The organism is Flavivirga aquatica (assembly GCF_001747085.1).
Classification (GTDB): Bacteria; Bacteroidota; Bacteroidia; order Flavobacteriales; family Flavobacteriaceae; genus Algibacter_C; species Algibacter_C aquatica.
The window spans coordinates 564,724-577,109 of sequence record NZ_MDJD01000034.1 but is presented as its reverse complement, the minus strand read 5'-3'; the positions used below and the strand labels follow the sequence as shown (position 1 = coordinate 577,109).

Here is a 12,386-nt window from a genome sequence, read left to right as displayed (position 1 = left end):
TGGTTCTCTTTTTCGCAAACTAATTTTATGACAAAAGAACAACAAGTATTGGCTTTAGATTTTTCTAAAACATTAATAGAAGAGATGTTTCAGGTTAAAAAAGGTGAGACCGTAGCCATAACAGTAGATTTAGGCTCTAAACGCTACATCGTAGAAGCTTTAGCAAAAGCAACCCAAGATATTGGCGGATTACCTTTGCTAATGTGGATTCCGAAGGCAAAAAAAGATAGTCAAGCAGGAATGAAAGATTGGCCTTCTGAAGCGCTAACCGCTGCACTTTGTAAAGCTGATGTTTGGATAGAAGCTAACTCTGTTGTCTTGCTATATTCCGATATATGGGAAACCGCAATGCGAGATAACAAGAACCTACGTTATCTTATTATTGCAGATAGCTCTATAGGATCGCTGCACAGAGTTTTTACAGGTTTTGACGTGCAAAGCTTAAAACTGTTACTAAGTAAAGTTATAGAAATGGTAAAGGTTTCCAAAACTGTTCGTATTACTAGCGAAAATGGTACAGATGTGTCTTACGATATAGATTTAAACTACGCTTTTGATTTTGATGATGGTGATTTTTCAATACCAAAATTCGGCACAGCACCAGGTTTTGTAAATATAGTTCCAAAACTAAATAGTATGAATGGCATCATAGTGTTCGATCATTTACAGCATACAAATAATACTAGTAAGGTAAAATTTGTTGTGAAAAATAGTAACATTGTTGATATTAGTGGAGGAGAAGATGCTAATAAATTTAAAACCTATATATCATCATTCGAAGATGAAAATATGTATAAGATTTCGCATAATATGCTGGGTTTTAATCCAAAGGTTAGAGAGTTAACACACGAATTGGTTGAAGACGAACGTATATGGGGAGGCGTAGATTTTGGATTTGGCTACACAAGTCCAATGGATATGCCGCCATTAGGACAAATAGCAAAATCACATTTTGATGGTATAGTTTCTAATACCAGTATTTATTTTGATGCGATTAAAATTACAGATAATGGACACGTTTGTCATAAAGACTTAAGACCTTTAGCAGACAAATTATTAAATAACTAGTATACATGGCTGAAGGAGGAAATCAATACGCAAGAACAAAAGTTCAACCAAAAGACTTTGTCTCTGGTTGGGTTGTTGGTTTCATTATTGCCAGCACAGGATTATCAGTTTCTACACTATTTCTAGGCTCGGACATAGCACTCAAAATAGGTTTTAAGCAAGCGCTAATAGCATTTGGTATATCTACATTTGTTTTAACCATAATGTGTATGGCAACCACATTAATTGGTAATCGTTCACGGTTATCAACATACATGATATTACATTTTAGCTTTGGCAAGTATGGAGCAAAGATTGTAAATTTTATCTTTGGTATTACCCTAATAGGTTGGTTTGCTGTAGCTATAGAATTATTAGCAGTAGCCATTTACGATACCTCAATTAGTACTTTTAATGTTGTTGTGTCAAAGGAACTTATCATTATTACAACCAGCTTATTTATAACAATTACAACCGTTTATGGTATAAGAAGTATTGAAAAACTTGCCAACATATCCATACCAATTTTAACTGCTTTCTTGGCTTATGTCTTTTATCTTTCCGTATCAGATTTAGAAAGTATATCACAACTTTTTGATTATGCACCAAAAGAAAGTACAATGACGCTTTTTGAAGCCACATCTATATTAATAGGGGCAGCTGTCTTATTTCCTGTATTAATGGCGGATTTTTCCAGATTCGTAAAAACCGATAAACAAAGTTTGTTTTCCGTATTGGGGTTAACCATTGGTACGCCTTTGGCTTATATACTTAGTGCTGTGCCCTCTATTCGAACAGGAGAAGTAGATATTATTAAGATAATGGAACAATACAAATTGGTGATCCCTGCTTTTTTGTTATTGTTTATCGCAACATGGAGTACAAACGCTACAAATCTATACTCTGCGAGCTTAACATTTACGACTATAAATAAAAATTGGACTTTTAAAAAAGTGACTATTACTGCAAGTATATTCGGGACTATATTAGCCTTATTAGGTTTTGCAACTTATCTTTTTAATTTTCTTGAATTTTTAGGTATTCTAGCACCATCCATTTCTTCCATATATTTCATCCATTTCTTTTTCATTAAAAAACAAAACTATAACCTAGATGAAATAAATAAATGGGAATTTTCATCTTTAATAAGTTGGATAATAAGCTCAGTCATTACAGTTTTTACTTATTTAGAAGTTTTTCAATTAACACATGCGTATTTTATAGATTCTTTTTTATTAGGAGCTATAGTATATCTGTTTTTAAAAAGAAAAACCATTTCATTTTTTAAAACGACTTCATAAAATTTTGGATAAAAATAGGAGAGTGGAGCGTTTATATTTTAGGGGCTAGTATAATACATAATCTTAGGAATTCTAATTTCAAATGTACCTAAAAACAGTCTTTAAGAGTTAGCCCGTTTCCTAAAATATCAAGAAAAAAAGATATAATGAAACCTTTAATAAACATCTAGTAGTCGATGCCAGCGCACCAACTCGCACAAAATTTCAGAGATATTTAATCTCTAAAATTTCTGTCGTATTTGACATAATCTTAGAAGTATTAAACAAAAAAAGTATAATCGGAGCTATACATATAACAAGTGTATAGAGATTTTAAAGTGTGGATTTGAGCGAGGGAAAATTTTATACTCTTGTGACAACTTAACGAAAAGCTTGTGAAAAAAATATAACGAGAATATCCTTGCCAACGAAAAGTTTAAAACGAATCTAAAAGCTAGCTTTTTTTTGGCGTTGGCAAGCGATGGATAATTGTGTTTAAAAAAATTATTGCGACAGCATAATTATTTTTAAAAAGCAATCGAGCGCTTGGTAGCGGCTATTTTACATAACGACTAATTATAGTTCATAATGTGTAAACGTGAAGTTTCTTGAGAATAGCTTATTTAAAAAAATATGAACGATTTGTACAGAATATCAAAATTAAACGAAAAGCAAAACACGAATGTTTAATGACCCAAGTACTACACATCAAATAGAAACGAACGCATTCTGGGATATTTTACATAATATGGAATTATAGCTTACGAATGGATAAACAACTCTTATTAACTAAACAATACATTTGTACTATAATTAATATTATGTAAAATAGAGTATTTTAAAATCAATAACTATAATAATAAATTTGTTTGTTTTCCTACTTATTGTTAAATATGATTTAATTCTATCTAGATTGCTTTTCTTAAAAAAAATCAAGTATTATATTTGCATTTTATAATATCCCTTAAATAAACATGAAACCTAGTCCTAAATCTAAACAAGAAAAAACACGTTTGCAGCTCTTGCATCAGTATTATGGCTATACTGGGTTTTATTCTTTTGTATGGCAGGCTGTTAAAAAAGCAATACCTTATATAATAATAGCTGTTATAGCTCTTTACGTTGTAAATCATTTTTTTAATATTAATGATGCGCTCATAAAGCTTACGGAGAGATTACCTGTTTATGGTGTTTTGAGCTTCTTTTTTGTTTCAGAGACACTATTAGGTCTCGTGCCTCCAGAAATGTTTATCGCGTGGTCAGGAAAAATGGATAACCCTTGGTTTTACTTAGGGTTTTTAGCTTTTTTATCATATTTTGGTGGACTTATATCGTATTGGATCGGAAGATTTATTACAAAAATACCTTCTGTTCATAATTACCTAGAGGTTAAAATGGAAAAGCAACTTAAAAACTCTAAAAAATGGGGAGGTTTTTTAATAGTTGTTGGAGCTTTATTGCCACTACCCTTTTCAATTTCTTGTATTGCAGCTGGTATCATTAAGTTTTCTTTTAAAAATGTGATGCTTTACGGGTCTTTAAGATTATTACGTTTTGTTATTTATGGACTTATTATCTTTAATGTATTGTAAAAAAAGTATTAAAAATTATACTATTAATACTTTCTGTTCTACTTTTACATTTAAAAATAATTAAACATGTTTTCTTTTATAAATATTTTTAGAATTGTAGCACTTTTAGAAGGTATTTCATATCTCTTATTGCTGTTTATAGCAACACCTATAAAGTACTTAGCAAACGATCCGCAATATGTAAAGCTTTTAGGAATGCCACATGGACTATTATTTATCGTTTACATAGCTTTTGCATTCATAATTAAGAAAGATTTTAATTGGACTAACAAAATGTTTTTTACTGTTCTTATAGCATCTGTTATTCCTTTTGGTACTTTTTATATTGATAGAAAATATTTAAAAAGTTAACATAATGATGTCTTTTAAACACTTATTTTACGATTATTTATTATCAATAAATGCTTCAGAGGCTATGGCTAAATATTTGAACATGTTAGCTTTACTACTAGTTTTGCTAATTATAGTGTTTATTGTAGATTTTATAATTAGAAAATTATTGGTTAAGGCTTTTAATCAATTTGCATCAGTATCAAAATCTAATTTTGATGATTTATTAGTCTCAAATAAAGTTCCAAGAAATATTGCACATATAATTCCTTTATTAATAGCCTTAGAGTTTATTCCAACAGTGTTCTTTGATTTTCAATATTTTGAAAACATTGTTGAAAAAGGTCTTCAGGTATTTGCTATTGTATTAACGCTTTGGATTGTTAGGAGCTTTTTAAACACATTAAAAGACTACTTGAAAACATTACCACGTTTAAAAGATAAACCTGTAGATAGTTACATTCAAGTATTTATGATATTTGCTTGGTTTGCGGGTTCTATGTCTGCCATTGCAATAATAACAGGTATTCCGTTCTTAAAATTTGTAACAGGATTAGGAGCTATATCTGCAGTTATTATTTTAGTTTTTAAAGATACCATCCTTGGTTTTGTTGCTAGTATTCAGGTGTCTATTAACGATATGGTACGTATTGGAGATTGGATTACTTTTGAAAAATATGGAGCAGACGGAGATGTTATTGAAATAAATTTATCAACTGTTAAGGTTCAAAACTTTGATAAAACGATAACTACCATTCCCACATACGCGCTTATTTCAGATTCTTTTAAGAACTGGAGAGGCATGACTAGTTCAGATGGTAGACGTATTAAAAGAGCACTATTAATTAAACAAGAAGGTGTTAAATATCTAAGTGATAATGAGGTAGAAAAACTCAAAGAAATTCAGCTTATTAAGACATATTTAGAAACTAAGCAAAACGATATTAAAGCTTATAATACCTCTAATAATATTGATAAAAACCACCTGTTGAATGGTAGAAATCTTACTAATATTGGGGTTTTTAGAAAATATATTGATGTTTATTTAAACAATCATTCTGCGATCAATAAAGATATGATGATTATGGCTCGTCAATTAGCGCCAACGACTCAAGGTATACCATTAGAAATATATGCGTTTAGTAGTGATAAACGTTGGGAAAATTATGAGTATATAATGTCCGACCTTTTCGATCATTTAATAGCTGCCCTTCCCTATTTTGATTTGGAAGTATTTGAACTCCCAAGTAGTTCAAGTTTTAAAAGTTAAAATTTGTTCCTCAAAGTTACCTTCTCTGATATTAAATATAACTTTGTTTTTTCTCAAATAATCAATAAACTAGATAAATCAAAATTCAAAAAATTAGTTAATATTCTCATTAAAGATTTTTTTTGGATGCTACTACGATTTCTAAAAAAACAACCTCCTCCAAATCAATATATACAAGGAGTTATCTTTTGAAATTTTAATATAATTTACGGATTCATAATACGTATAAAAGCTTCTAAATAATAATGATGTGTGATTTTCTAGGTTGTTTTTATTTTAGTGTCAAAAAAATCAATCATATAATAACTAAATTTATTTAGGACAGAAGCTATTATTAATAAACTCTTAATCCTTTAGGAAGTAAATTTATTTTATTTTCTAATCATAAATTTATTCAACAAAAAAAAGGATTTAGTATTTTATACTAAATCCTTTTTTAAAATGTTTACTTTTTATGAGCTCTAATATTTATTTTATAAATTTAGCAAAACCTTTAGAAGTCTTATAAATATATAATCCTGATGCTAAATTAGAAATATCTATAGTTTTAGCTCCTTCTCCTTCTTTAGCTATAGCTCCTGTAATGTTATAAATTTTATAATCAGAAGCTTCTGGTGCGTTTAGTTTTCCATCAAATACACGAACTGATAACTCGTTTTTATTAAAACTATTAGTAGATAGTGTTGTGTTAGCTGATACTAAAATATTATCAACTAATATAGCATTAGCATTAGCATTTGCTGTAAGAACATTATTAGAAGAATTTTTAAAAATAATTTGGAATCTATCTAATGCACCAGCAAAAGCAGAGTCAGTAATTTCAAAAGAATACGTTGAGAAATTACCTACAGTATCTAGACCAATTGGTACATCAATAAAATTAAGAAATGACCCTCCAGATACTCTACCTCTAATTCTAAGTACGTCAATTTGAGGATCTGTATTGCTAAGTCTTACTCGCATAAATTTACGATCATCAGCATTCATGGTTTGTACAGATGGAGCTCCATACAATATTACGTTTCTAGTAGATGCTCCTACAGTTGGCCATGAAATATTTAAAGCTCCACCAGGATTGCTGTTAGCAAAAACAGAAACGAAAGCTCCGTCTCCTCCTTGACCATTCCAATCTTCAAATGTTGTTCCATCAAAAGTAAATTCAATATCCGCTTGAGCATTCATTTGAATTGTTCCTGCTATAAATACAGTTAGTATTAATAAAGAACTTTTAAGTAATTTTTTCATCATTATTTTAATTTTAATTAATTTCATATAAAATTAGATTAATATTCTATTTAAAAAACGTCAAAATTTACCCCAAAACTATTCTATATTATCTTATTTATTTTGTTTTATAAAAACACATGGATTAAGTATTTGAATTACAAATGCTTATGTATTTGTGTTAAATATATATTTAAAAAATAAATATATATATTATATGCAATTTTTTAACATAATTATTTATAGCTTTATTATAACAAAAAATCTGTTAGCCTTAAAAAATCAACTTACAGAATCTATTTTAATGAATAGTATTAAAATGGGCAGATATAAATAGTTTAAGATTGTTACTAAAAAGGGAATAACCAAAGTTTAATTATTAAAACAGATAAATTTGGTTAGTATTTTTTGTTTTTTAAGTAAAAAACCATGGCAATAAGTACAGCTATGATATTCTTAGGGAATTTCCTAAACTTCTGTATCTTGAATGTTCTATTTGGTGTATATTTTTGAGTTCATCATTTAAAGTTTCAGTCACAGAACGTTTTCTAAGAAGTGTTTTATCTGATAATGCTACCAAATGGATAGATTTTTAGATTCAAAAATTGGATTTCAACACTTTAATTTACTAAATATTAATCAAAATCAGGTTTATATGTATTGATACTTATTAATATCGCTCTTTATTTTGTTTTAATGTAATAACAAAAAAAGCCTTGTATATTAATGATTATACAAGGCTTTTTTTTGTTATTAAAAATTCTATATATTTGAGACCAACCAATCACCTACTTCTTTAGTTCCATAAGCTTTTCCTCCATCTGCTAAATCTTCAGTTACAATACCTTCGGTTAAAGCTTTATTTATAGCATCTCTAATAGCTTTTCCTTCTTCAGGTAAATTAAATGCTGTTTCAAACATCATTGCTGCAGATAAAATAGTTGCCATAGGGTTAGCAATATTCAATCCTGTTGCTTGTGGGTAAGATCCATGAATAGGCTCAAATAAAGCAATATCAGTTCCCATAGATGCAGAAGGCATTAATCCCATAGACCCAGAAATCACAGAAGCTTCATCTGTTAAAATATCACCAAATAAATTTTCGGTAATTAATACATCATAGCTATTTGGCCATTGTACTAAACGCATAGCAACAGCATCAACAAACTCATAACTTACTTCAACCTCTGGGTAATCTTTTTCCATTGCTTGAACAGTTTCTCTCCAAAGTCTAGAAGTTTCTAATACATTGGCTTTATCTACACAACATAATTTCTTAGTACGTGTCATCGCTAATTCAAAACCTTTTTTAGCTAAACGTTGTACTTCTGCTCTTGTATAAACACAATTATCAAAAGCCGTTTCACCTTCGTCTCTTCTGCCTTTTTCTCCAAAGTATATACCTCCTGTTAATTCTCTTAAGAAAACTAAATCTGTGCCTTCGATACGCTCTTGTTTTAAAGGTGATTTATCTAATAAAGAAGGAAATGTAAATGTAGGTCTAACATTAGCAAATAAACCTAATTTTTTACGCATTTTTAATAAACCTTGCTCAGGACGAACCTTTGCAGAAGGATCATTATCAAAACGAGGATGACCAATAGCACCAAATAATACAGCATCAGAAGCCATGCAAATATCATGAGTTTCATCTGGGTAAGGTTCTCCAACAGCATCAATAGCTGCAGCACCTGTTAATGCTGGTTTCCATGTAATTTCATGTCCAAACTTTTTAGCCACAGCATCACTAACTTTTACTGCTTGTTCTATAACTTCTGGTCCTATACCGTCTCCGGCTAAAAGGGCTATATTAAATTTCATTGTTTATTTATTTTATTCTTTTTATTATCTATATAATTATAATTCTTTGGTCATTACCCTATCGGGTCGGGTTTTTCGTTACAAGTCCTCACTCGTACCTCGTTGTGGGCTTTCCACTGCAACCCCTAACGCAATTTTGGAGTATATATCAACTTTAGAATTCATTTCAATATTCAAATATAGCTACACTTTAATTAATAATAATGTTTAGCATTTTTTCGGTGGCTTTAATTGCAGAAACTGTTTGATCTGAATCTAGACCACGAGTTTTAAATTCTTTTTCGTCGTTTTTCCATGTAATAATTGTTTCGCATAGGGCATCAGAATTACTTCCAGGTGGTATTCTAACAGCGTAATCAATTAATTTTGGAAGTGTGATTTTTCTCTTTTTAAAAGCTTGTTTAATAGCATTCATAAAAGCATCAAATTGTCCATCACCTTGAGCACTTTCCTCAAATGCTTCCTTTTCTATAGTCACAGAAACTGTTGTTGATGGTTTTAGTCCTTTAGAGTGTGTTAACACATAAGAGTTAATCTTAACTTTCTCTTCGTAATTGCGATCTAAAACATCAGAAATAATGTAAGGCAAATCTTCCTTGGTTACAACTTGTTTTTTGTCTCCTAACTCAATAATACGCTGCGTTACTTTTTTTAGATCTTCATCATTAAGTTGAAGTCCTAATTCTTGCAAATTCTTTTGAATATTAGCCTTTCCAGAAGATTTTCCTAATGCATATTTTCGGGTTCTACCAAAACGCTCAGGCATTAACTTACTAAAATAAAGATTGTTTTTATTATCACCATCTGCATGTATTCCAGCAGTTTGTGTAAAAACATTAGCTCCAACAACTGGTTTGTTTTCAGGAATCATAACTCCTGAAAATGTTTCAACTAATTTACTTATGGTATGTAAATATGTTTCATTTACTCCAATTTCTATATTGTGCATAAAATCATTGATAACAGCTATAGTACTTGCCATTGGTGCATTACCTGCACGCTCACCCATACCATTTACTGTTAAATGTAAACCATCTGCTCCAGCTTTTATGCCTTCCATAACATTGGAAACCCCTAAATCGTAATCATTATGAGCATGAAAATCAAAATGTAAACTTGGGTATTTATCTTTAATTTCTTTTACAAAATCAAAGGACTCTTTAGGTGTTAATACGCCCAAAGTATCAGGGAGCATGATACGCTTAACTGGTAGATTTGAAAGAAACGCTATAAATTCAAAAACATAAGTTTTAGAATTACGCATCCCGTTACTCCAATCTTCTAGATAAACATTAGTCTCTATATTGTTTTTTTGAGCAAGAAGTATATTTTCTTCTATTTCTTTAAAGTGTTGATTTGGAGTTTTTTTAAGCTGGTGAGTTAAGTGGTTTAATGAACCTTTTGTTAATAGGTTTTGAACCTTTGCTCCGGCATCAAGCATCCAATTAATGGATACATCTTTATCGACAAAAGTTAATACTTCTACAGCATTTAAGTAATTGTTTTCAGACGCCCATTCAGTAACATCTTTAACAGCTTGTAGTTCACCTTCAGATACTCTTGCAGATGCAATTTCAATGCGATCAACCTTTAATTCTTCTAACAAAAGCTTTGCTATTGTTAGCTTTTCAGAAGCAGAAAACGACACACTCGAGGTTTGTTCACCATCGCGCAATGTCGTATCCATTATTTCTATTTTTCTAATACTCATGCTTTAGAAAGGGCGAGATTCTGTAAATGTTTCGATCTCACTTTTCATGTTTTGTAAATAATCAATATCATCAAAACCATTTAACATGTTTCCTTTTTTGTAACCATTGATGTCAAAAGATTCTTTCGTTCCTGATGAAAGTAATGTGATGGTTTGATCTTCTAAATTAATCTCTAATTCTGTTTTAGGGTCTGCATAAATCGCTTCAAAAATTTCTGCTGAAAATTCTGGACTTATTTGTACTGGTAACACACCAATATTTAAACAGTTATTCTTAAAAATATCTGCAAAAAAACTAGATACTACACAACGAAATCCATAATCGTAAACTGCCCAAGCAGCATGCTCTCTAGAAGATCCAGAACCAAAGTTCATACCTCCTACTAGAATTTTTCCTGTATAAATAGGATTGTTTAATATAAAATCTTCTTTAGGTGTATCATCACCATTATATCTCCAATCACGGAATAAATTATCTCCAAAACCTTCACGTTTTGTAGCTTTTAAAAAACGTGCAGGTATAATTTGATCTGTATCTACATTTTCAATTGGCAATGGAACTGCAGTACTCGTTAATGTTGTAAATTTATCGTAAGCCATTTTTTCGTATTCTAAATTATTATAGTAATTCTCTTGGATCCGTAACTACACCTGTAACTGCAGCAGCAGCAGCAACTAATGGACTAGCTAATAACGTTCTTGATCCTGGTCCTTGACGACCTTCAAAGTTTCTGTTAGAGGTACTTACTGCATATTTGCCTGCGGGTACTTTATCATCATTCATTGCTAAACAAGCAGAACAACCAGGTTCTCTTAAAACAAATCCAGCATCTTCAAAAATATCTAATAAGCCTTCTTCTTTTATTTTTGCTTCAACAATATGCGATCCCGGAACTAACCAAGCTGTTACATTATCTGCTTTTTTTCTTCCTTTAACTATAGAGGCAAAAGCACGAAAATCTTCAATACGTCCATTAGTACAACTACCAATAAACACAAAATCGATCTTTTTACCAATCATTTGCTCATTTTCAGCATACCCCATGTAAGCTAAAGACTTGTCATAAGTCGCTTTTCCGCCTTCAACAGATTCTGCAGATGGAATATTTTTTGAAATACCCATACCCATACCAGGATTTGTACCATATGTAATCATAGGTTCGATATCACTAGCACTAAAAGTTAATTCTTTATCGAAAGAAGCATCATCATCCGTTTTTAATGTTTTCCAGTAGATCATGGCCTTATCCCAATCGGCTCCTTTTGGAGTTTTTGCACGACCTTTAATATATTCAAATGTTTTTTCATCTGGAGCGATCATACCACCACGGGCACCCATCTCAATAGATAAGTTACAAACCGTCATACGACCTTCCATAGTCATGTTTTCAAAAACATCACCTGCATACTCAACAAAATAACCTGTAGCACCAGAGGTTGTTAATTGAGATATAATATATAATCCAACATCTTTTGGAGTAACTCCTTTGCTTAATGGCCCATTAATGCTAATACGCATTTTCTTAGGCTTAGGCTGCATGATACACTGGGTTGTTAATACCATTTCTACTTCAGAAGTACCAATACCAAAAGCAATAGCTCCAAAAGCACCGTGTGTAGATGTATGAGAATCTCCACAAACAATTGTAGCACCAGGTAATGTAATTCCATTTTCAGGTCCTACAACATGTACAATACCATTATTTTGGTGTCCTAGTCCCCAGTGACTTATACCATATTCATTGGCATTATCTTCTAATGTTTTTAATTGATTAGCAGACAATGGATCTTGTACTGGTAAATGTTGATTGATTGTAGGTGTGTTATGATCTGCTACAGCAAATGTACGCTCAGGATATAATACACTTAATCCTCTACTTTTTAAACCAACAAAAGCCACAGGACTCGTAACTTCATGAATTAAGTGGCGGTCTATAAAAAACACATCTGGTCCATCTTCTATTTTTCTCACAACATGTGAATCCCACACTTTGTCAAACAATGTTTTACTCATAAAAATCTTATTTTTTTTGTATTTTAAAATACTAATACTACTTATTTATTCAAAAGAAGTAGCCATAGGATCTACAAAGTTATAAAAACTGTTTTTT

General features: G+C 30.8%; 10 protein-coding genes and 1 pseudogene. 5 read left to right on the top strand and 6 right to left on the bottom strand.

Annotation, left to right across the window (positions count from 1 at the left end):
- Positions 1 to 27 precede the first annotated feature (27 nt).
- From A8C32_RS08645 to A8C32_RS08625, 5 genes are all read left to right on the top strand, one after another.
- Positions 28 to 1,068 carry a 2,5-dihydroxypyridine 5,6-dioxygenase NicX family protein gene (locus A8C32_RS08645; RefSeq protein WP_123803365.1) on the top strand — a complete coding sequence of 347 codons (1,041 nt, stop codon included), beginning with the start codon at positions 28 to 30 and terminating at the stop codon, positions 1,066 to 1,068.
- A 5-nt stretch (positions 1,069 to 1,073) separates the two neighbouring features.
- Complete coding sequence (locus A8C32_RS08640; protein WP_069830027.1) at positions 1,074 to 2,348, top strand: purine-cytosine permease family protein; 1,275 nt, start codon at positions 1,074 to 1,076, stop codon at positions 2,346 to 2,348.
- A gap of 953 nt (positions 2,349 to 3,301) precedes the next feature.
- A complete protein-coding gene (locus tag A8C32_RS08635; RefSeq protein WP_069830026.1) occupies positions 3,302 to 3,919 on the top strand; it encodes a YqaA family protein in 618 nt (205 codons plus the stop codon).
- A 66-nt stretch (positions 3,920 to 3,985) separates the two neighbouring features.
- Entirely contained in the window at positions 3,986 to 4,270 is a 285-nt protein-coding gene (locus A8C32_RS08630; RefSeq protein ID WP_069830025.1) for a DUF3817 domain-containing protein, read from the top strand.
- A 4-nt stretch (positions 4,271 to 4,274) separates the two neighbouring features.
- The gene (locus tag A8C32_RS08625) at positions 4,275 to 5,519 is read left to right on the top strand and encodes a mechanosensitive ion channel family protein (protein ID WP_240491715.1); all 1,245 of its coding nucleotides are present in this window, start codon (positions 4,275 to 4,277) and stop codon (positions 5,517 to 5,519) included.
- Between the two features lie 468 nt (positions 5,520 to 5,987).
- Here A8C32_RS08625 and A8C32_RS08615 read toward each other — a convergent pair whose 3' ends face one another.
- From A8C32_RS08615 to leuC, 6 genes and pseudogenes are all read right to left on the bottom strand, one after another.
- Positions 5,988 to 6,791 carry a T9SS type A sorting domain-containing protein gene (locus A8C32_RS08615; protein ID WP_069830022.1) on the bottom strand — a complete coding sequence of 268 codons (804 nt, stop codon included), beginning with the start codon at positions 6,789 to 6,791 and terminating at the stop codon, positions 5,988 to 5,990.
- Positions 6,792 to 7,122: 331 nt separating this feature from the next.
- Positions 7,123 to 7,308: pseudogene (locus tag A8C32_RS21460) on the bottom strand (transposase); the annotation flags it as partial.
- A 197-nt stretch (positions 7,309 to 7,505) separates the two neighbouring features.
- Positions 7,506 to 8,564 (bottom strand): 3-isopropylmalate dehydrogenase, encoded by a 1,059-nt coding sequence (gene leuB / locus A8C32_RS08610; protein WP_069830021.1) that lies wholly within the window; start codon positions 8,562 to 8,564, stop codon positions 7,506 to 7,508.
- A 190-nt stretch (positions 8,565 to 8,754) separates the two neighbouring features.
- Entirely contained in the window at positions 8,755 to 10,275 is a 1,521-nt protein-coding gene (locus tag A8C32_RS08605; RefSeq protein ID WP_069830020.1) for an alpha-isopropylmalate synthase regulatory domain-containing protein, read from the bottom strand.
- Positions 10,276 to 10,278: 3 nt separating this feature from the next.
- The gene (gene leuD / locus A8C32_RS08600; protein WP_069830019.1) at positions 10,279 to 10,875 is read right to left on the bottom strand and encodes a 3-isopropylmalate dehydratase small subunit; all 597 of its coding nucleotides are present in this window, start codon (positions 10,873 to 10,875) and stop codon (positions 10,279 to 10,281) included.
- Positions 10,876 to 10,894: 19 nt separating this feature from the next.
- The gene (gene leuC, locus A8C32_RS08595; RefSeq protein ID WP_069830018.1) at positions 10,895 to 12,289 is read right to left on the bottom strand and encodes a 3-isopropylmalate dehydratase large subunit; all 1,395 of its coding nucleotides are present in this window, start codon (positions 12,287 to 12,289) and stop codon (positions 10,895 to 10,897) included.
- Between the last annotated feature and the right edge of the window lie 97 nt (positions 12,290 to 12,386).